The sequence below is a fragment of the Kitasatospora sp. DSM 101779 genome (genome assembly GCF_025655475.1).
Lineage (GTDB): Bacteria > Actinomycetota > Actinomycetes > Streptomycetales > Streptomycetaceae > Kitasatospora.
Genome location: NZ_JAHTIK010000001.1, coordinates 4,969,562 through 4,989,953 on the forward strand (window position 1 = coordinate 4,969,562; position 20,392 = coordinate 4,989,953).

A 20,392-nucleotide genomic window follows, 5' to 3' on the forward strand; every position below is an offset into this window, starting at 1 on the left:
GACGACCCCGCCGAGCGCTGGGCCGCGGCCCTCCACTCCCTGGCCGCCCGCGAGCCCTCCGGCGGCCCCGCCACCGGCGTCCCCGGGCTGCTGCGCGGCCGCGCCGTCCGGCTGCTCCTCGACGACGGCCGGCTCGACTCCGCGGAGGCCGGCCGCCGGATGGGCCTGGTGCTCTCCCCGGCCGGGGCCCCCGCCGACGCGGCCGGCTGGATCGAGGGCTTCCTCGCCGGCGGGGGCGCCCTGCTGCTGCACGACACCGCCCTGCTCGGCCTCCTCGACGACTGGCTCACCGGCGTCCCCGGCGGCACCCTGATCGACCTGCTGCCGGTGCTGCGCCGCACGTTCTCCGGCCTGGAGGCGGGTGTCCGCCGCACCATCGGCGAGCGGGCCGCCGCCGGCCCGCTCGGCACCGGCCCGGCCGAGGCGGCCGCCGCGCCCGAGGACCTCGACGAGCACCGCGCGGACGCCGCCCTGCCCGTCCTCGCGCTCCTGCTCGGCCTGCCGGACCCCGCGGCTGTACCCCTGCTGCCCCGCATCCCGCACCAGCCCACCGGCCGCAACACCTGACCCGCGGCCCGGAGGGCGGCGGACCGGGCCCGCCGGAATGTCAGTCCCGACTGGTTGCATGGCTGCTGAGAGGCCGTCACCGGCTGCCCGGCCCGGCCTCGGCCGACCCGCTCGTCCGTACCCGCACCCGTACCCGAGGAGCACCCCCCATGACCGCCACCCACGCTCCGCTGGACCCCGCCGCCGAGCGGCTGCGCCGCTGGCGGCTGGTGCTCGGCGGCGAGGCCGACGGCACCGGCCACCGTCCGAGCGGGCGGGACGCCGCCATGGACGGTGCGCTCGCCGCGCTCTACCGCGGGGCGGACGCGGAGGGCGGCCGCGGCGGGGCCCGCAGTGCCGGCCTCGGCGGTTCGGCGCCGCAGGTGGCCCGATGGCTGGGCGACATCCGCGAGTACTTCCCGACCACCGTCGTCCAGCTGATGCAGCAGGACGCGATCTCCCGACTGGGGCTGGACCGGCTGCTGCTGGAGCCGGAGATGCTGGAGGCGGTGGAGCCGGACGTCCACCTGGTCGGCACCCTGCTCTCGCTCAAGAACGCCCTGCCGGAGACCACCCGGGAGACGGCCCGCGCCGTGGTCGGCAAGGTGGTGGCCGACCTGGAGCGCCGCCTCGCCGACCGCACCCGCGCGACCCTCGGCGGCGCACTCGACCGCTCGGCCCGGGTGAACCGTCCCCGGCACCGGGACATCGACTGGGACCGCACGATCCGCGCCAACCTCAAGAACTACCTGCCCGAGGCCGGCCCGGAGGGCAACGGCACCGTCGTCCCGGAGCGGCTGATCGGCTGCGCCCGGGCGCAGCGCGCGGTGAAGAAGGACGTCGTCCTCTGCATCGACCAGTCCGGCTCGATGGCGGCGTCGGTGGTGCACTCGGCGGTGTTCGGCGCGGTGCTGGCGTCGATGCGCAGCCTGGACACCCGGCTGGTCGTCTTCGACACCTCGGTGGTCGACCTGACCGAGCAGCTGAGCGACCCGGTCGACGTCCTGTTCGCCACCCGGCTCGGCGGCGGCACCGACATCAACCGCGCCCTCGCCTACTGCCAGTCGAGGATCACCCGCCCGTCCGAGACGATCGTGGTGCTGATCAGCGACCTGTACGAGGGGGGCATCCGCAACGAGATGCTCAAGCGGGTCGCCGCGATGAAGGCGGCCGGGGTGCAGTTCATCGCCCTGCTCGCGCTCTCCGACGAGGGCGCCCCCGCCTACGACCGCGCGCACGCCGCGGCCCTGGCGGAGCTCGGCGCCCCGGCCTTCGCCTGCACGCCGGACGTCTTCCCGGAGATCATGGCCGCGGCGATCGAGAAGCGCCCGCTGCCGGTGCCGGACAACGGCTGAGCCGCCTCACCCGTTCGGGTGCGGGATGTCCGCATCTCACGGCATCGGCATTGTCGATGAGAGACCCGCCCCCGGCCTGTCGGGCGCACCCGTTGTGACGGTTCTCACCAAGCCCGACACCGCCACGGGCGAAACACGCCCGTCGTACGGGGATAACCTGCCACACGGACGTGACGCGCGTGTTGATTGACGGTGCGCCCGGCGCTGTACGGACCGCAAGGCCGTAGCTCTGCGTACCCGCGCAGCCCCGACGACCCGCAGCGAAGATCCTGCCGTGGCACGCTCGAAGAGACACAATCCGCGACCACGAACAAGGACAAACACGTGGACCTGTTCGAGTACCAGGCGAGGGACCTCTTCGCCAAGCACGGCGTGCCCGTGCTTGACGGCGATGTCATCGAGAACGCCGCAGACGCTGCCGCCATCGCGGAGCGCTTCGGCGGCCGCGCCGTCGTCAAGGCTCAGGTGAAGGTCGGCGGCCGAGGCAAGGCCGGTGGCGTCAAGCTCGCCTCCGACCCGGCGGACGCCGTCGCCAAGTCCGAGGCCATCCTCGGCATGGACATCAAGGGTCACACCGTCCACAAGGTGATGCTGGCCCAGACCGCGGACATCAAGGACGAGTACTACGTCTCGTTCCTGCTGGACCGCACGAACCGCACCTTCCTGGCGATGGCCAGCGTCGAGGGCGGTGTCGAGATCGAGGTCGTGGCGGAGGAGAACCCCGACGCGCTCGCGAAGATCCCGGTCGACGCCAACGAGGGCTGCACCCCGGAGAAGGCCGCCGAGATCGTCGCCGCCGCGAAGTTCCCGGCCGACGTCGCCGACCAGGTCGCCGAGGTCCTCCAGCAGCTGTGGAAGGTCTTCATCGCCGAGGACGCGCTCCTCGTCGAGGTCAACCCGCTGATCAAGTCCGGCGAGGGCAAGATCATCGCGCTCGACGGCAAGGTCTCGCTGGACGAGAACGCCGACTTCCGCCAGCCGGAGCACGAGGCGCTCGAGGACAAGGCCGCCGCGAACCCGCTGGAGGCCGCTGCCAAGGCCAAGGGCCTGAACTACGTCAAGCTCGACGGCCAGGTCGGCATCATCGGCAACGGCGCGGGCCTCGTCATGAGCACCCTCGACGTCGTCGCGTACGCCGGTGAGAACCACGGCGGCGTGAAGCCCGCCAACTTCCTCGACATCGGCGGCGGCGCCTCCGCCGAGGTGATGGCGAACGGCCTGGAGATCATCCTGGGCGACGCCGACGTCAAGTCGGTCTTCGTCAACGTCTTCGGCGGCATCACCGCGTGCGACGCGGTCGCCAACGGCATCGTGCAGGCCCTGGCCCTCCTCGAGGAGAAGGGCGAGGCCGTCACCAAGCCGCTCGTCGTCCGCCTGGACGGCAACAACGCCGAGCTGGGTCGCAAGATCCTGACCGACGCCAACCACCCGCTCGTTCAGCAGGTGGACACCATGGACGGTGCGGCCGACCGCGCCGCCGAGCTGGCCAACGCGAAGTAAGGAAGGGGACTTTCACCATGGCTATCTTCCTTACCAAGGACAGCAAGGTCATCGTCCAGGGCATGACCGGCTCCGAGGGCATGAAGCACACCCGCCGCATGCTCGCCTCCGGCACCCAGATCGTCGGCGGTGTGAACCCGCGCAAGGCCGGCACCACGGTCGACGTCGACGGCACCGACGTGCCCGTCTTCGGCACCGTCGCCGAGGCCATGGAGAAGACCGGTGCCGACGTCACCGTCATCTTCGTGCCGCCGAAGTTCACCAAGGACGCCGTCGTCGAGGCGATCGACGCCGAGATCGGCCTCGCGGTCGTCATCACCGAGGGTGTGCCGGTCCACGACTCGGCCGCCTTCTGGGCGTACGCCGGTGCCAAGGGCAACAAGACCCAGATCATCGGTCCGAACTGCCCCGGCCTGATCTCCCCCGGACAGTCGAACGCGGGCATCATCCCCGCCGACATCACCGGCCCGGGCAAGATCGGCCTGGTCTCCAAGTCCGGCACCCTGACCTACCAGCTCATGTACGAGCTGCGTGACCTGGGCTTCTCCTCGGCCGTGGGCATCGGTGGCGACCCCGTCATCGGCACCACCCACATCGACGCCCTCAAGGCGTTCCAGGAGGACCCGGAGACCGAGGTCATCGTGATGATCGGTGAGATCGGCGGCGACGCCGAGGAGCGTGCCGCGGCCTTCATCGCCGAGCACGTCACCAAGCCGGTCGTCGGCTACGTCGCGGGCTTCACCGCGCCCGAGGGCAAGACCATGGGCCACGCCGGCGCCATCGTCTCCGGCTCCTCCGGCACCGCCCAGGCGAAGAAGGAGGCCCTCGAGGCCGCCGGCGTCAAGGTCGGCAAGACGCCGTCCGAGACCGCCCGCCTGGCCCGCGAGCTCTTCGCGACCGTCAAGTAAGGCCCCGGCGGGCCTCAGGGCCGACGCCACGAGCGAGGGCGCCGCGGACATCCGTCCGCGGCGCCCTCGACGTCTTCCGGCCTTCTCCGGTCAGGGGAGCAGCCGGGGGACCTCCGCCGGGGCGAGCGTCGGGCAGGGCCAGAGCGGCGCGCACGGCACCGGGAGCGGCAACGCGTCCGCGGGACGGGACAGCGCCGCGGGACCGGCGACCGGCTGCCCGTCGTGCGGGGCCGCACCCTCGGTCACCGTCCCGCCGCCGGTGCCGTCCGTGCCGTCCTGCGGGTTACCGGAGGACGGGGTCCCGTCCGGGGCGTCCGTGCCGCCCTCCGCCGGCCCGGCCGGGCCCGTACTCGGCCGCGGGCCCGTCGGACTGCACCAGGGGCTCCGCAGCCCCGGCTCCCGGCCCGGCGCGGCCGGGCCCGAGCTGCCCGTACCGGCCGAGGAACACACCTCCGGCGGCGGGGACACGTCCGTCCGCGGTGCCGCCGCGGGCCGGGCGGGGCGCGCCGTGTCGTCCGGCCCGCCCACCACCAGGGTGACGACCATCGCGCCCGCCATGCCGAGCGTCAACAGGCCCGCGGCGCCGGTGACCGCGTGCGCGCGGCGGCGGCCCGCGGTGGCCAGCCGGGCCGCCGACGGCGTCCGCGGGGACGGGCAGGCGCGCACCGCCGCCTCGAAGAGCAGCGCACCGAGCGCCGGACCGAAGCCCGGCGCCGACGGGTCGGCCCCGACCACCCCCGGCACCGTACGGGCCAGCTCCTCGCGCGCTGCCCGGACCCGCCCCTCGGCCGCCGCCGTGCTGGACTCCACCTCCTCCGCCACCGCCGCCACCGGCAGGCCCACCGCGTCGTGCAGCACCACCGCGCGGCGCTGCGGGCGGCTAAGCCGGTGCATCGCGGTGAGCAGCGCCCGGTCCCGGGCGGTCGGGCGGCTCTCGTCGGCCCGGCGGCGGACACGGTCGGTCTTCACCTTGATCGTCCGGTGCGGCAGGCGGTGCCCGCCCGCACGCCGAGGACCGCCGCGCCGCCACGGCGAGAGCGCCGACTCGAACGCCGCCGCCCGGACCCAGCCCTCCGGGTCCGGCAGCTCCGCCACCTCGTCCCACCGCAGGGCCGCCGCGCCCAGGGCGATCCGCACACTGCGTGCCGCCCGGTGCGGCGATCCCGTGACCAGATAGGTCTGCTGCACCAAGCGGGTGTGCACCGCCGCGCTGAACGCGGCGAACTCCGGCCGACGGCGCGGCGTACCGACGGGCGGCCCGGACGGGGCGGGCGGCCGCGCCCGGACCGGCTCCGGCGGCTGCCGGCGGGGCCCCTGCCGGGCCTCCTCCGGTGCCCGGTCCGGCGCCGGTTCAGCCGTGGCTTCGACCGGCGCAGGCGCAGGCCCGGGCTCGACGGGATCGGCGACCCCCGTGGGATCCGGCGGGGCGGGTTCGGCGGCGCGCCCGGGCGTCCCCAGCAGGGCGGCCAGGCGGGCGGCCTCGGCGCGCGAGCCGACACCCAGCTTGCGCATCGCCCGGTTGAGATGCTTGCGAACGGTCGCGGGGGCGACGCCGAGTGCGGCGGCAACGGCCCGGTCGTCGTCCCCCGCCGCCACCCGGGCGACGACCTGCGCCTCACGGGGGGTGAGCCGCTGCAGCAACCGGGCGGCGTCCTCCCGCACCCGGGCGGACGGCGCCGCGGCGGCGGGCCGGGCAGCGTTCGTGGGGCCGGTGGGGTCGTCCCCGGCCCGGTCGGCCTTCGAAGGTGCGGTCACCGTGGCTCCCCACGGCGGCTGCAGAATCGAAAAAGGCACATAAGCAAATAATCCGGGACACGGCGAAGGTTCGCCGCTTCACGGGGCGCAACGGGTGATCTTGGGAGCATGTGGCCCATGACGCAGTTGATGGGCCGTCCGATCCTGGGCCTGCCCGACGATCTGGGCTCCCGCTCCCCGTTCGCCGACCTGCTCGTCGGCGCCCGAACGGCCCTCTTAGCGCTCTCCGTGATCGCCGTCCCCGTCCTCGGCCTGTGGGTGATCACCCCGTACGGCGACGTCACCGCCCGCGGCGCCCTCCGGCTCGCCTGCGCCCTCTGGCTGCTCGGCCACGGCGCCCCGCTCACCCGCGGCCCGGGCGGGTCGCCGCTCACCCTCACCCCGCTGTTGCTCACCGCCGTCAGCATCGGCCTGCTCCGCCGCGCGGGCGCCCGGGCCGGCGCGCGCACCCCGCAGGGCGGGGGCGCCTGGCGGTCCCTCCTGCCCGTGGGCATCGGGTACCTCGCGGTGGCCGCGCTGGCCGTCGCCGAGTGCAGCAGCGACGAGGCCGTGCTCGCGGCCGACCCGGTCGCCGACCTCCCGGCCGTCGCCGCCGTCACCGCCGCCGGCCTGGCCTGGGGATTCTGCGCCGGCCACGGCGTCCCGCGACCGGGGCTTCCGGCCGCCTTCCCGGCAGCCCTCGCAGCGCGCCTCCGCTCCTGGGCGACGGCCGACTGGGCGCCACCGCAGGGCGCCGCCGCGGCGCTGCGCCGCACCGCCGCGAGCTGGCTGCTCGGCCTGCTCGCCGCCGGTGGCCTCCTGCTCACCACGGCGGTCGCCCTCGGCACCGCGGGCCGCTCCGCCGCCGGCCTCGCCGACGGTCCTGCGGGCGTCCTCGGCCTCCTCCTGGCCTGCACGCTGCTGCTGCCCAACGCCGCGCTGTGGACCTCCTCCTACGCACTGGGGCCGGGCTTCGCCGTAGGCGCCGGTACCGCCGTCTCCCCGATGGCCACCCACCTCGGCACGGTGCCCGAGTTCCCGCTCTTCGCACTCGTCCCGACGGACAGCCCCGGGGCCGCCGGGCAGGCCGTCCTGGCGGTCCTTCCCCTGCTCGCGGGAGCCGTGCCCGCCCTGCTCCTCGGACGGGCCGCCGCAGGTAGCGGCACCACCCGCCCCTGGCACCCGGCCGGTACCGTCCTGGTCGCGTTCGCCGCCGTGCTCACGGTCTCCGCAGCCGCCGCCGCGGCCGCGTGGCTCTCGGGCGGCGCCCTCGCCGCCGGCCGGATGTCCGCCCTCGGTCCCGTCCCCTGGCAGGCCGCCGTCACGGCCGCCGGCTGGTCGGCCGCCGTCGTCCCGCCCGGCGCCCTGCTCGCCCGCTGGCTGCTCACCCGCACGGACGACCCCGCCGGGGCCCGCCTCGCCGCCTGGACCGCCACCGCCCGCTGCCCGCGCCTTCGCCGCACCCTCCACCAGGCCGTCACCCGCCTCGCCGACCTCCACCCACCCCGCCGCCCCGACAACACCTGACCCACCCAGCGCGTCGGGCCAGGCCACATCAGCGCCGCCCTGCGCACGGGGAGGAAATGCACCTCGCGCCTGGGGCCGACCCAACTCCGGGGCGCGGGGAACTGCGCATCCCGGGGTGGGGCGTGCCTGGCGGTTGGGGTCGACCCGAGTCAGGCGCGCGGGGAACTGCGGCGCGTCCCCGGGGTGGGGGTGCCTGGCGGTTGGGGCCGACCCGACTCCGGGGGCGTGGGGAACTGCGCAACCCAGGGAGGGCGTACCTCGCGCTTCGGGCCGACCCCGACCCGAGGCGCGCGAACACAGCACACCACCCCCCGGAGGGCCGGGCACGCCCGCCCCCCGAGCGACGGCGTCAGCGGTTGCCCGGATCGGTGAGCTGGGTGATGACGTCCGGTGCGAGGTTGTTGCAGCTCTGCGCCGCCTCGTTGGTCAGGGCGTCGTTCACGCAGGTCACGTAGTCGTGGTAATAGAGCTGGAAGCCGAAGACGGACAGCGTGAAGATCAGCGCGACACCGCCCGTGAGCAGTCCGCCGAGGGCGGCGGGCACCTGCGGCCGGGTGGGCTGGGGCTGCGCCCAGCCGGCGACCCGGGCGGTGCCGAGGGCGTGCGGGTTGCCGCTGCCCGCGGTGTGCGGTGCGGGGCCGGCGGCGGGGGCCGGCCGTTCGGCCCGCAGTGCGCTGATGCCCCAGTAGAGCGCCAGTGCACCGAGCAGCAGCGCGAGGTACCGCATGCCGGTGATCGCGCAGAACAGGCCGGCCATGCCGGCGCTCAGCGCGTACCGGGAACGCCGCTGCACCGGGTCGGTCGGGTCGAAGCGGGGCTGCTGCGGCTCGGACCATCCGCCGCGGTAGCCCGGGCTCCACGGGTGCGGCGGCGGCACCCGGGTCTCGTCCCGGTCGTCGTCCTCCGGCCGCTCCGCCGGGGGCTCCTGCGGAGCGCGCGGCTGCCACGGACGGTCGGGGGCATCCGCCGGCGGCGGCGCGAACGGGTTGCGCTCGCCGGTGTCGTCTCCGCTGCTCATGGTGTCGGCCATTCCTTCTCGTCCGGGTCGTCGGACCGTTCCGGAGCGGTCCGCGCCTCCAATGATCCCGCAGGGCGGTACGGGCTCGGCGGCGCCCTGCCGGGTGGGCCGGCGGGCCGTGCCGGGCGCCGTCGCCGGGGGCCACCGTCGCGATGCGGCAGCGGGCTCGGTCCGCCCGCGGTGACGCAGCTCCTCCTACCCGCAGGCCGGCCGCCCATCCGTGTCCGGCCGCGGCACGCTACGGCGAGATCCGTGTCTCAACTACGCGCGTAGCGTGGCCTGCTGGTGACGGAACGCCTTCGACCAGCCGTTATCGTGGTGACGGTCAGCAGTCCACAGCGGTTCCCCGGGCCCCCGCAGCGCAGCGGAGACGCCCCGGCGGCGCCGTCCGGCTCGACCTGCCGCCGCCCGTAGTGGCCCCACCGACGGTGGACGTACCAGCGGGCGACACGACGTACGGAGATTCGCGCAGTGGCCGCCGCTTCCGCCCAAGTCTTTCCGCCGCGTACGCCCGGACCGGCCCGTCTGGTGGTCCTGGTCTCCGGCTCCGGCACCAATCTCCAGTCGCTGATCGACGCGGCGCAGGACCCGGCCTACGGCGCGGTGATCCTCGCCGTAGGGGCGGACCGCACCGACATCGCCGGCCTGAAGCGGGCCGAGGCCGCTGGCATCCCGACCTTCGTCCACCGGATCGCCGACCACGCCGACCGGGCCGCCTGGGACGCCGCGCTGACCGCCTCGGTCGCCGGGTACGAGCCGGACCTGGTGGTCACCGCGGGCTTCATGAAGATCCTCGGTCCGGAGTTCATCGGCGCCTTCGCCGGCCGGATCGTCAACACCCACCCCGCCCTGCTGCCGGCCTTCCCCGGCGCGCACGGCGTGCCGGACGCCCTCGCCTACGGCGTGAAGGTCACCGGCTGCACCGTCCACCTGGTCGACGCCGGCGTGGACACCGGGCCGATCATCGCGCAGGGCGTCGTGGAGGTCCTCGACGCCGACCACGCCGATGGCGGCGAAGCGCTGCACGAGCGCATCAAGACTGTCGAGCGCACGCTGCTCGTCGAGGTCGTGGGCCGGCTGGCCCGCGAAGGCCACCGCATCGAAGACCGAAAGGTATGGATTCCGGCATGAGCGCCGCCCACAGCACGCCCCCCGTCTCCGAGGACGTACGCCCGATCCGTCGCGCGCTGATCAGCGTCTACGACAAGACCGGACTGGAGGAGCTGGCCCAGGGGCTGCACGCCGCCGGGGTCGCGATCGTGTCCACCGGCTCGACCGCGGGCCGGATCGCCGCCGCGGGCGTCCCGGTGACCGAGGTCTCCGAGCTGACCGGCTTCCCCGAGTGCCTGGACGGCCGGGTCAAGACCCTGCACCCGCGGGTGCACGCGGGAGTCCTCGCGGACCTGCGCCTGGAGTCGCACCGCGCGCAGCTCGCCGAGCTGGGTGTCGAGCCCTTCGACCTGGTCGTGGTGAACCTGTACCCGTTCACCGCCACCGTCGCCTCCGGCGCCACCCCGGACGAGTGCGTCGAGCAGATCGATATCGGCGGCCCGTCGATGGTCCGCGCCGCGGCCAAGAACCACCCCTCGGTCGCCGTGGTCGTCGACCCGGCCCGCTACGACGACGTGCTCGCCGCGGTCAAGGGCGGCGGCTTCGACCTGCTGACCCGCAAGCGACTGGCGGCCGCGGCCTTCGCGCACACCGCCGCGTACGACGTGGCCGTGGCCTCCTGGTTCGAGGAGTCCGGCTACACGGAGTCCGAGGAGTCCTTCCCGGCCTTCCTCGGTGCCACCTGGGAGCGCCAGAACGTCCTGCGCTACGGCGAGAACCCGCACCAGCAGGCCGCGCTCTACACCGACGGCACCGGCGGCCTGGCGGGCGCCGAGCAGCTGCACGGCAAGGAGATGTCCTACAACAACTACATGGACACCGACGCCGCGCGCCGCGCCGCGTACGACCACGCCGAGCCGGCCGTCGCGATCATCAAGCACGCCAACCCGTGCGGCATCGCGGTCGGCGCGGACGTCGCCGAGGCCCACCGCAAGGCGCACGAGTGCGACCCGGTCTCCGCGTACGGCGGCGTCATCGCGGTCAACCGCCCGGTCACCGTCGAGCTGGCCGAGCAGATCGCCCCGATCTTCACCGAGGTCGTCGTCGCCCCCGGCTACGAGGACGGCGCCCTGGAGGTGCTGACCAAGAAGAAGAACCTGCGCGTGCTGCGCGCCCCCGAGGCGCCCGCCGACGCGCTGGAGGTCCGCCGGATCAGCGGCGGCGCGCTGCTGCAGCAGGTCGACCGGGTGGACGCGGCCGGTGACGAGCCGTCGACCTGGACGCTGGCGACCGGTGAGGCGCTCTCCGAGGCGGAGCTCGCCGAGCTCGCCTTCGCCTGGCGGGCCTGCCGGGCCGTCAAGTCCAACGCCATCCTGCTCGCCAAGGACGGCGCCTCGGTCGGCGTCGGCATGGGCCAGGTCAACCGGGTGGACTCCTGCAAGCTCGCGGTCGAGCGGGCCGGCGAGCGGGCGCAGGGCGCGTACGCCGCCTCGGACGCCTTCTTCCCGTTCGCGGACGGCCTGGAGATCCTGGTCGCCGCCGGGGTGAAGGCCGTGGTGCAGCCCGGCGGTTCGATCCGCGACGAAGAGGTGGTCGCGGCCGCCGCGAAGGCCGGCGTGACGATGTACCTCACCGGCACCCGCCACTTCTTCCACTGACGTCCTGCGGCCCCGGGCCGCATGCCGAAGGCCCCCGCACTCCTCGGAGTGCGGGGGCCTTCGGGCTTGCCGGACGGATCAGGCGGCCTTGACGACCACGGTGCTCATGATCTTGTCGGCGAAGGTCTGCTTCTTGGCGTCCCACAGCGGCCACAGGTAGCCGACGCAGCAGAAGCCGTCGACGACGTGGCAGATCTGCCGGACGAAGGCCATGCCGAAGCCCATCGGCTGGCCGTCGGCCTCGCGCACCAGGCGGATGTTGACGGCGCGCTGGCCGATGCTCTGGCCCTTCACACCCTGCAGGTAGGCGAGCAGCAGCAGGGCGCCGATGTACAGCACGGCGCCGAGGCCGAGCAGCAGGCCGCCGCCGCTGCCCGAGGACGTGGTGGTGGTGGCGGCGACGTACTCACCGGTGACCGGGTCGATGTGGCCGGCGCCGATCGAGTTGACCGTGTCGCTGATCATCTTGAAGTAGCCGATGTTCAGCAGGATGGTCGGGATCAGGAAGATCGTGAAGGCGTCGATGATGCGCGCGACCACGCGCGAACCCCAGCCCGCGTAGAACTGCTGCACGTGGGCCGCGTTGCCGTACGGGCCCGGCTGCGGCGGGATGCCGTAGCCGCCGGGCGCGCCGTAGCCGGGGGCCGGCGGCGGGGCCTGCTGCGGGTAGCCGTAGCCGGGGGCCGGCGGCGGGGCCTGCTGCGGGTAGCCGTAGCCCGGGGCCGGCGGCTGCTGGCTGTACGGGTTGTTCGGGTCGGGCGGGTAACTCATCGAATGCCTCCGGGCAGGAAGGAGTGTGGACGGAACTGCAGGAAAACCCTGGGGACGGACGGGCAGTTGAGGCACCGACCGGGTGGGACACTAGCGGAAGGGCCTGACATCGGGGGGTCAATAACCGTCAGGTCCCGCGGACTTCAGGGACGTGAGATGCCGAGGCGGTTCAGCTGCCACGTCCAGGCCAGCAGTAAGGCGGCACCGATCACCGCGTTGCGACGCCTGTCCGGCAGCTCCCACCACCAGCGGCCCGGGCCGAGCGGTGCGAGCAGCAGCGCGACCGCCGCCACCGCGGTGACCGGGTTGGCGGCCAGGGCGGCGCCGAAGTGGCCGTGGCCCGCCTCGATGAAGACCGTGGTGCTGCCGCAGCCCGGGCAGGGGATGCCGGTGAAACGGCGCAGCAGGCAGAGCACGCCGGGGTCGTGGGAGTCGTGCAGCTGGGCCACCGCGACGGCGGCGACCGCGCCGCCCGCTCCGCGCAGCAGCACGCGCATCAGCGCGCCGGACAGCGTGTCGGCGGTGCTCCGCCAACGGCCGGCCAGCGCACCCGCGAACGAGGGCGCCGGGACGGTCACGGCTTGACGCTGAAGTAGAAGACCACGATCGCGATGGAGATCAGCACCGAGAGCACGTTCAGCACGATGCCGCCGATCGCCGCGTTGCGGCCGACCCCCGTCTGGTTCGACTTGTTCAGGCCGGCGATGCCGACGCCGAGCCCGATCAGGCCGAGGAAGCCGCCGTAGAAGCACGACGTCAGGATGCCGATGAAGCCCAGCACCACGGACGCGGTGGCCGGCGAGTTCGCCTGGACCACCACCGGGCCGGCGGGCGGGTACGGCTGGGGCTGCTGCGGGTACCCGTAGCCGGGCTGCGGCTGCTGGTACTGCGGTGCGCCGTACCCGGGCGTGCCGTAGGGCTGCTGCTGCGGCTGGCCGTAGCCGCCGTACGGATCCGGCTGGTACGGATTGCTCACTGTGGTCTTCCCCCGACGATCGTCCCCCGTTGTCCCCGATGGCCTGTCACCAGGACGCGGGCAGCAGAGATTGCTCGGGCCATCGTGGTCGTTACCACGGCGCGCTGTCCAGCCGCGACCGCCTCGCGGACACAACTGTGGCGCAACCGCAACCCGGCCCCCGCGCCCGCTGCCCGCCTTGCGGCGGTTCGTGCCGTGCCGTGCCGGGCGGGCCGGCCGGGGCACCCGGACGGCGCGCGCACCGGACGGCACGCCCCCGCCCGCGCCGTCCGGCCCGCGGCGCGTCCGCCGTCGGCGATCCGGGAGAATGGGGGCCATGACTGCCCAGATTCTCGATGGCAAGGCCACCGCCGCCGCGATCAAGTCCGAACTCGCCGTCCGCGTGGCGGCCCTCAAGGAGCGGGGCGTCGTCCCCGGCCTCGGCACCGTCCTGGTCGGCGACGACCCGGGCAGCCGCTGGTACGTCAACGGCAAGCACAAGGACTGCGCCGAGGTCGGCATCGCCTCGATCCAGCGCGAGCTGCCCGCCACCGCCACCCAGCAGGACGTCGAGGACGTCGTCCGCGAGCTCAACGCCGACCCGGCCTGCACGGGCTACATCGTGCAGCTGCCGCTGCCCAAGGGCCTCGACCAGAACACCGTCCTGGAGCTGATGGACCCGGACAAGGACGCCGACGGCCTGCACCCGACCTCGCTCGGCCGCCTCGCCCTCGGCATCCAGGGCCCGCTGCCGTGCACCCCGCTCGGCATCGTCGAGCTGCTCCGCCGCCACCAGGTCGAGATCGACGGCGCCGAGGTGGTCGTGATCGGCCGCGGTGTGACCGTCGGCCGCTCCATCGGCCTGCTGCTCACCCGCCGCAGCGAGAACGCCACCGTCACGCTCTGCCACACCGGTACCCGGGACCTCGCCTACCACCTGCGCAAGGCCGACATCGTGATCGCGGCCGCCGGTGTGCCGCACCTGGTCAAGCCGGCCGACGTCAAGCCCGGTGCGGCCGTCCTCGACGTCGGTGTCAGCCGCAGTGAGGGCAAGATCGTCGGCGATGTGCACCCCGGCGTGGCCGAGGTCGCGGGCTGGATCTCCCCGAACCCGGGCGGCGTCGGCCCGATGACCCGCGCCATGCTGCTCAACAACATCGTCGAGGCGGCCGAGCGCCGCGCCGACCACTGAGCCGATGGCGGTCGTACGCGCCCCCCGCACCCGGCGCCGCCCGCTGAAGACCACCGGCACCCTGCCGCCGGAGGGCTCGGCCGCGGCGCTCGGGCGCGACCACTCGCTGCCGGTCCGGCAATGGCCGATAACGGTCGTCCTGGCGGTGGCGGGGCTCGGCCTCGCCGTCATCTGGTTCGCCGATTTCAAGATCGGCCTGCTGATCGTCGGCATCGCGCTGCTGCTGGGCGCGGCCCTGCGGCTCGCCCTGCCGGAGGTCGGCATGCTCGCGGTGCGCAGCCGCTTCACCGACGTCGGCGTGCTGACCTTCCTCGGCGGTGTGGTCGTGCTGCTCACCCTGGTCGCACAGCCCGACCCGTGGCTGCACCTCGCGTGGCTGGACGACATCGGACGGCTGGTCGGCCGGCCCCGGCACTGACCCGGCGCGACCCGGCGCGGGGCGTGGAGGGAGCCACCGTTGCGGCGGCCCCGCGCTCCGCGCCGGAGACCGGCCGAGCGCTGTGTGACGCAACAGCCACGCCCGGCGAGGCGGCATACGCTTGCCTTTGCGATAACCTGACGCAGGTCTCTCGACGTCGAGAGATCATCCTCGGCTCCAGTGCGCCGACGTGCCTGGGGCACCTGGCGATTTGCTGGAGAAGGTAGAAATGACTCGCACCCCCGTCAACGTCACCGTTACCGGAGCGGCCGGCCAGATCGGCTACGCCCTGCTCTTCCGCATCGCCTCGGGCCACCTGCTCGGTGCCGACGTCCCGGTGAACCTCCGCCTCCTGGAGATCCCGCAGGGCCTGAAGGCCGCCGAGGGCGTCGCGATGGAGCTCGACGACTGCGCCTTCCCGCTGCTGCGCGACATCACCATCACCGACCAGGCCGCCACCGCCTTCGACGGCGCCAACGTCGCCCTGCTGGTCGGCGCCCGCCCGCGCACCGCCGGCATGGAGCGCGGCGACCTGCTGCAGGCCAACGGCGGCATCTTCGGCCCGCAGGGCAAGGCCATCAACGACCACGCCGCGGACGACATCAAGGTCCTGGTCGTCGGCAACCCGGCCAACACCAACGCCCTGATCGCCCAGCGCAACGCCCCGGACGTCCCGGCCGAGCGCTTCACCGCGATGACCCGCCTCGACCACAACCGCGCCGTCGCCCAGCTCGCGAAGAAGGCCGGCGTCACCGTCGAGGACGTCAAGAAGGTCACCATCTGGGGCAACCACTCCGCCACCCAGTACCCCGACCTCTTCCACGCCGAGATCGCCGGCAAGTCCGCCTTCGAGGCCACCGGCTCCGACCAGGCCTGGGTCCAGGACTTCTTCATCCCGAAGGTCGCCAAGCGCGGCGCCGAGATCATCGAGGTCCGCGGCGCGTCCTCGGCCGCCTCGGCCGCCAACGCCGCCATCGACCACGTGTACACCTGGGTCAACGGCACCCCGGCCGGCGACTGGACCTCGATGGGCATCGTCTCCGACGGCTCCTACGGCGTGCCGGAGGGCCTGATCTCCTCCTTCCCGGTCACCACCGAGAACGGAACCTTCAAGATCGTCCAGGGCCTGGAGCTCTCCGAGTTCGACCGCGCCCGCATCGACGCCTCCGTCAACGAGCTCGCCGAGGAGCGCGACGCGGTGCAGGAGCTCGGCCTCATCTGAGCCGCGGCCTGACACGGCCGGAAACGGAAGGACGGCCGGGCGCCCAGGGGGCGGCCGGCCGTCCTTCTACACTCCTGCCGTGACCGAAAACATCGAGGACGCCGCGCTCGTCCTCGTCTTCATCATGCTGGGCGGTCTGTTCAACGTCGCCGAGATCTCGCTGATCTCACTGCGCGAGGGCCAGATCCGCGCCCTGGAGGCGGCCGGCACCCGGCGCGCCGCCCGGGCCGCCCACCTCGCCGCCGACCCCAACCGCTTCCTCGCCGCCGTCCAGGTCGGCGTGACCTGCATGGGCTTCCTCTCGGCCGCGTTCGGCGCCGACACCCTGGCCGGCAAGGTCGCCCCGCTCTTCGTCCGCCTCGGCCTCTCCGAGGGGCTCGCCGACACCGTCGCCCTGGTCGGGCTCACCCTGGTCATCAGCTACGCCTCACTGGTCCTCGGCGAACTGACCCCCAAGCGGATCGGCCTGCAGCGGGCCGACTCCATCGCGGTGCTCGCCGCCCCGGTCGTCGACGTCATGTCCGTGGTGCTGCGCCCGGCCATCTGGGTGCTCGGCCTCTCCACCAACCTGATGGTGCGCCTGCTCGGCGGCGACCCGACGGCCGGCCGCGGTTCGATGAGCTCCGAGGAACTGCGCGGCCTGGTCGCCGCCAACACCGAACTCGGCAGCGACGAGCGCGCCCTGATCAACGACGTCTTCGCCGCTGGCGAGCGCCAGCTGCGCGAGGTGATGAAGCCGCGCACCGAGGTCACCTTCCTCGACGCCGAGCGCCTGGTCTCCGAGGTCCGCCCGGAGACGGACTCCGCCCCGCACTCCCGCTACCCGGTCGTCGAGGGCTCCTACGACTCCGTCACCGGCTTCGTCCACGTCCGGGACCTCTACGGCGCCCGCGGCGCCAAGGCGGTGCGGGTCCGCGACCTCACCCGCCCGGTCAAGCTGCTGCCCGCCACCAAGCGGGTGCTGGAGGCGATGGGGGAGATGCGCCGCGAGGGCCACCACCTGGCGATCGTCGTCGACGAGTACGGCGGAACCGCCGGCATCGTGACCCTGGAGGACCTCGTCGAGGAGGTCATCGGCGAGATCCGCGACGAGTACGACGCCCTCGACACCACCGCCACCCGCCGGCTGGCCGGCGGCGGCATGGAAATCGACGGGATGCTGAACCTCGCCGACTTCGCCGACGAGACCGGCGTCGCCCTGCCCGAGGGCCCCTACGAGACGGTGGCCGGCTACCTCGTCCGCGAGCTCGGCCGGCTGCCCGAGTCCGGCGACCAGGTCACCACCGAGGACGGGGTGCGCCTCACCGTCGCCAAGCTCGACGGCCGCCGGATCGAACGGATCCGGGTGAGTGCCGTCACACTGGCGGAACCTCCCGGGGCAGATGTTTCCTGAGCGGTCGGTGAAACTGGAACAATGGCCGACATGGTCAACGCAGCGGTCGCAGGTCCGGTCAAGGACCGTCCCCGGGTGCTCTCCGGCATCCAGCCCACCTCGGGCTCGTTCCACCTCGGCAACTACCTGGGCGCCGTCCAGCAGTGGGTCGCCCTGCAGGACGCCAACGACGCCTTCTACATGGTCGTCGACCTGCACGCGATCACCGTCGAGCAGGACCCGGCCCAGCTCCGCGAGAACACCCGGATCTCCGCGGCCCAGCTGCTCGGCGCCGGCCTCGACCCGGAGCGCTGCACCCTGTTCGTCCAGTCGCACGTGCCCGAGCACGCGCAGCTCGGCTGGGTGATGAACTGCCTCACCGGCTTCGGCGAGGCCTCCCGGATGACCCAGTTCAAGGACAAGTCCGCCAAACAGGGCAGCGACCGCACCACGGTCGGCCTGTTCACCTACCCGATCCTGCAGATCGCCGACATCCTGCTCTACCAGGCCGACCTCGTCCCGGTCGGCGAGGACCAGCGCCAGCACCTGGAGCTCACCCGCGACCTCGCGGAGCGCTTCAACGCCCGCTACGCGCCCACCTTCACCGTCCCCAAGGCGCACATCCTCAAGGAGACCGCCAAGATCCTGGACCTCCAGGACCCGACGGCGAAGATGAGCAAGTCGGCCTCCTCCGCCAAGGGCCTGGTCAACCTGCTCGACGACCCCAAGGCCAGCGCCAAGAAGTTCAAGAGCGCCGTCACCGACACCGGCACCGTCGTCTCCTACGACGAGGAGGAGAAGCCCGGCGTCTCCAACCTGCTGCGCATCCACTCCGCGCTCAGCGGCCAGTCCGTCGAGCAGCTCGTCGCCCACTTCGAGGGCAAGATGTACGGCGCGCTCAAGACCGAGCTGGCCGAGCTCTTCACCGAGTGGGTGACGCCCTTCCAGGCCCGCACCCGGACCTACCTGGACGACCCGGCCGAGCTCGACCGGGTGCTCGGCCTCGGCGCGGAGAAGGCCCGCGAGGTCGCCTCGCAGACCCTCGCCACGGTCTACGACCGCATCGGCTTCCTGGCGCCCAAGCGCTGATGCCGCCCACCGCCGGAGCAGGTGCCGACGGCGGCGGCCTCCGGGAGTTCCGCGGACTTCCGGAGGCCGTCACCATCGGCGTGTCGATATCCGTGCCGGAGCCGTACGGCTCCGCCGTCCAGGACGCCCGCGCGGGCCACGGCGACCCGCTCGCCCGGTCCATACCCACGCACGTCACTCTGCTGCCACCGACCGAGGTGCCCACGGTGCGGCTGCCGGAGATCGAGGCGCACCTGCTCGCGGTCGCCGCCGCGCACCGGCCGTTCCCGATGCTGCTGCAGGGCAGCGGCACCTTCCGGCCGGTCTCCCCGGTGGTGTTCGTCCGGGTCGAGGGCGGCGCACAGGACTGCCGCGAGCTGGAGGCCGCGGTGCGCTCCGGGCCGCTCGCCCGTGAGCTGGCCTTCCCGTACCACCCGCACGTCACCGTGGCGCACGGGCTGGCCGACGACATCCTGGACGAGGCCCAGGAGAAGGCCCGCGCCTTCCACGCCGCCTTCACCGTGCCCGGCTTCGGCCTCTCCCGCTTCGGCCCCGACGAGGTCTGGCGGCCCTGGCGCGACTACACCTTCGGGGGGTAGCCGCGCCGGGGGCGCCCCGCACCGGCGCCTATCATGTCCCGCATGGTCGAGCAGGCGATACCCCAGGTCAGCGTGGTCATTCCGGTCTACAACGCGGTGGACCACCTCGACGAGTGCCTTCGATCGGTCCTCGACCAGACCATCGGCCGCGACCGGCTGGAGGTCGTCGCGGTGGACGACGGCTCCACCGACGGCAGCGGCGAGGCGCTCGACCGCTGGGCCGCCGAGCACCCGCAGATCAGGGTCGTCCACCAGGCCAACAGCGGCGCCCCGGGCGGCCCGCGCAACCGCGCGATCGCCCTCGCCCGCGGGGAGTACCTCTTCTTCGCCGACCCGGACGACCACCTCGGCCGCGAGGCCCTGCAGCGGATGGTCGCCGCCGCCGAACGGGACGGCTCCGACGTCGTCCTCGGCCGGATCAGGGGCGTCGGCCGCAGCGCCGCCCACATCCCCTTCGAGACCGGGGTCACCGTCGGCGACGTCCACACCACCCGCGCGGTCTGGAGCCTGACCGCGCACAAGCTGTACCGCCGCTCCCTGGTCGCCGAGCACGGCCTGCGGTTCGCCGAAGGGGTCCGGCTCGCCGAGGAGCAGGCCTTCGTCGTCCCCGCCTACTTCCTGGCCCGCGCCATCTCGGTGGTGGCCGACTACGACTGCTACTACCTCGTGCAGCGCGACGGCTTCGACCACCTCACCCGGCAGGTCGTCGAACCCGAACCCTTCTACGCCCAGGTCCGCGGCGCCGTGGAGACCGTGCTGGCGCACACCGCGCCCGGTGCCGCCCAGGACGCCCTGCTGCTGCGCTGGGTCCAGGAGGAACTGCTCAACCGGTTCCGCGGCGAGTTCCTCGACTGGTCCGAGGACCTCCGCGAGCGGTACGCCCGCGAGTCCGGCGCCGTCCTGGCCGAGCTCGTCCCCGACTCGGCGCTCACCGCACTGCCGCCGCTCGACCGGATCCGCGTCCGGCTGCTGCGTGACGGCCTGCTCGCCGAACTCGAAACCCTCGCCCGCCTCCAGCAGGCCGGCTGCCCCGACCACGGCGCCGTCCACCGGGACGGCCGCGGCTACCTCGTGGAGACCCGCACCGCGCTGACCCTGCCCCCCGGCACCTACGGGCCAGACGAGCCGCAGCAGAGCCTGCTGCTGCGCCGCACCGGCGGCGGGGCGGAGGTCGAGCAGCCGCTGCCCGCCGCGGACGGCAGCCTCTTCACCGGCCGCATCCACGTCGACCCGGCCGCGCTGCCCGCACCGGGCAGCTGGCAGTTCCTGCTGCGCCTGCGGCTCGGGGCGGGCACCTACGACATGCCGCTCCGGCCGGCCGACCTCGGCCGGGCCGGGCGCGGCAGGCCCGTGCTGGCCGGCGGCCGACCGCGCGTCACCCGCATCCGCACCGACCGCAAGGGCGAGGCGCTGCTGGACGTCCTGTCGCCGCGCGCGGCGGCCGGCGCGCTGCGCCGCCGCCTGCTCTGAGCGGGCATCCGCGGTGGACCGCGGCGCGC

19 protein-coding genes are annotated in these 20,392 nt (G+C 73.9%); 14 read left to right on the forward strand and 5 right to left on the reverse strand.

The features are described 5' to 3' along the window. The 4 genes from KSNIM_RS22735 to sucD form a co-directional block, all read left to right on the forward strand. Positions 1-567 (forward strand): DUF5682 family protein (locus KSNIM_RS22735; RefSeq protein ID WP_263105006.1); only part of this gene is annotated, 567 nt, incomplete at its 5' end. Positions 568-716: 149 nt separating this feature from the next. Next, entirely contained in the window at positions 717-1,901 is a 1,185-nt protein-coding gene (locus KSNIM_RS22740) for a VWA domain-containing protein (RefSeq protein ID WP_263105007.1), read from the forward strand. A 324-nt stretch (positions 1,902-2,225) separates the two neighbouring features. Next, complete coding sequence (gene sucC / locus KSNIM_RS22745) at positions 2,226-3,401, forward strand: ADP-forming succinate--CoA ligase subunit beta (protein WP_263105008.1); 1,176 nt, start codon at positions 2,226-2,228, stop codon at positions 3,399-3,401. 17 nt (positions 3,402-3,418) lie between these two features. Continuing rightward, positions 3,419-4,309: a succinate--CoA ligase subunit alpha gene (gene sucD / locus KSNIM_RS22750; protein WP_263105009.1), complete on the forward strand. Its 891-nt coding sequence runs from the start codon at positions 3,419-3,421 to the stop codon at positions 4,307-4,309. 90 nt (positions 4,310-4,399) lie between these two features. On the opposite strand, the gene KSNIM_RS22755 is transcribed toward sucD, so the two are convergent. Next, positions 4,400-6,064, reverse strand: coding sequence for a LuxR C-terminal-related transcriptional regulator (locus KSNIM_RS22755; protein ID WP_263105010.1), 1,665 nt, complete (start codon positions 6,062-6,064; stop codon positions 4,400-4,402). A 117-nt stretch (positions 6,065-6,181) separates the two neighbouring features. Here KSNIM_RS22755 and KSNIM_RS22760 point away from each other — a divergent pair, with 117 nt between their 5' ends. Next, positions 6,182-7,570 (forward strand): DUF6350 family protein, encoded by a 1,389-nt coding sequence (locus KSNIM_RS22760; protein WP_263105011.1) that lies wholly within the window; start codon positions 6,182-6,184, stop codon positions 7,568-7,570. A 349-nt stretch (positions 7,571-7,919) separates the two neighbouring features. Here KSNIM_RS22760 and KSNIM_RS22765 read toward each other — a convergent pair whose 3' ends face one another. After that, positions 7,920-8,588: a hypothetical protein gene (locus KSNIM_RS22765; RefSeq protein WP_263105012.1), complete on the reverse strand. Its 669-nt coding sequence runs from the start codon at positions 8,586-8,588 to the stop codon at positions 7,920-7,922. A gap of 471 nt (positions 8,589-9,059) precedes the next feature. Between KSNIM_RS22765 and purN the strand changes: the two genes are divergently transcribed. Beyond that, the gene (purN, locus tag KSNIM_RS22770) at positions 9,060-9,719 is read left to right on the forward strand and encodes a phosphoribosylglycinamide formyltransferase (protein WP_263105013.1); all 660 of its coding nucleotides are present in this window, start codon (positions 9,060-9,062) and stop codon (positions 9,717-9,719) included. Then, entirely contained in the window at positions 9,716-11,296 is a 1,581-nt protein-coding gene (gene purH, locus KSNIM_RS22775; RefSeq protein WP_263105014.1) for a bifunctional phosphoribosylaminoimidazolecarboxamide formyltransferase/IMP cyclohydrolase, read from the forward strand. Before purN ends, purH begins: the two co-directional genes overlap by 4 nt. A gap of 78 nt (positions 11,297-11,374) precedes the next feature. On the opposite strand, the gene KSNIM_RS22780 is transcribed toward purH, so the two are convergent. The 3 genes from KSNIM_RS22780 to KSNIM_RS22790 all read right to left on the reverse strand — a co-directional run bounded on the left by KSNIM_RS22780 (position 11,375) and on the right by KSNIM_RS22790 (position 13,043). Further along, positions 11,375-12,067 (reverse strand): RDD family protein, encoded by a 693-nt coding sequence (locus KSNIM_RS22780; RefSeq protein ID WP_263105015.1) that lies wholly within the window; start codon positions 12,065-12,067, stop codon positions 11,375-11,377. Between the two features lie 143 nt (positions 12,068-12,210). Then, a complete protein-coding gene (locus KSNIM_RS22785) occupies positions 12,211-12,645 on the reverse strand; it encodes a DUF2752 domain-containing protein (RefSeq protein ID WP_263105016.1) in 435 nt (144 codons plus the stop codon). Continuing rightward, positions 12,642-13,043, reverse strand: a complete 402-nt coding sequence (locus tag KSNIM_RS22790; protein WP_263105017.1) for a hypothetical protein — start codon at positions 13,041-13,043, stop codon at positions 12,642-12,644. The genes KSNIM_RS22785 and KSNIM_RS22790 overlap by 4 nt, the downstream gene beginning before the upstream one ends. Before the next feature lie 316 nt (positions 13,044-13,359). On the opposite strand from KSNIM_RS22790, the gene KSNIM_RS22795 reads away from it, so the two are divergent. From KSNIM_RS22795 to KSNIM_RS22825, 7 genes are all read left to right on the forward strand, one after another. Next, positions 13,360-14,214: a bifunctional methylenetetrahydrofolate dehydrogenase/methenyltetrahydrofolate cyclohydrolase gene (locus KSNIM_RS22795; protein ID WP_263105018.1), complete on the forward strand. Its 855-nt coding sequence runs from the start codon at positions 13,360-13,362 to the stop codon at positions 14,212-14,214. Positions 14,215-14,218: 4 nt separating this feature from the next. After that, the gene (locus tag KSNIM_RS22800; RefSeq protein ID WP_263105019.1) at positions 14,219-14,632 is read left to right on the forward strand and encodes a DUF3017 domain-containing protein; all 414 of its coding nucleotides are present in this window, start codon (positions 14,219-14,221) and stop codon (positions 14,630-14,632) included. 229 nt (positions 14,633-14,861) lie between these two features. Further along, positions 14,862-15,854 carry a malate dehydrogenase gene (locus tag KSNIM_RS22805; RefSeq protein WP_263105020.1) on the forward strand — a complete coding sequence of 331 codons (993 nt, stop codon included), beginning with the start codon at positions 14,862-14,864 and terminating at the stop codon, positions 15,852-15,854. A 79-nt stretch (positions 15,855-15,933) separates the two neighbouring features. After that, positions 15,934-17,247, forward strand: a complete 1,314-nt coding sequence (locus tag KSNIM_RS22810; RefSeq protein ID WP_263105021.1) for a hemolysin family protein — start codon at positions 15,934-15,936, stop codon at positions 17,245-17,247. A 30-nt stretch (positions 17,248-17,277) separates the two neighbouring features. Next, positions 17,278-18,315 carry a tryptophan--tRNA ligase gene (gene trpS, locus KSNIM_RS22815; protein WP_263105022.1) on the forward strand — a complete coding sequence of 346 codons (1,038 nt, stop codon included), beginning with the start codon at positions 17,278-17,280 and terminating at the stop codon, positions 18,313-18,315. Beyond that, complete coding sequence (locus KSNIM_RS22820) at positions 18,315-18,893, forward strand: 2'-5' RNA ligase family protein (protein WP_263105023.1); 579 nt, start codon at positions 18,315-18,317, stop codon at positions 18,891-18,893. The genes trpS and KSNIM_RS22820 overlap by 1 nt, the downstream gene beginning before the upstream one ends. Positions 18,894-18,935: 42 nt before the next feature. After that, the gene (locus KSNIM_RS22825; RefSeq protein ID WP_263105024.1) at positions 18,936-20,363 is read left to right on the forward strand and encodes a glycosyltransferase family 2 protein; all 1,428 of its coding nucleotides are present in this window, start codon (positions 18,936-18,938) and stop codon (positions 20,361-20,363) included. Positions 20,364-20,392: the final 29 nt, after the last annotated feature.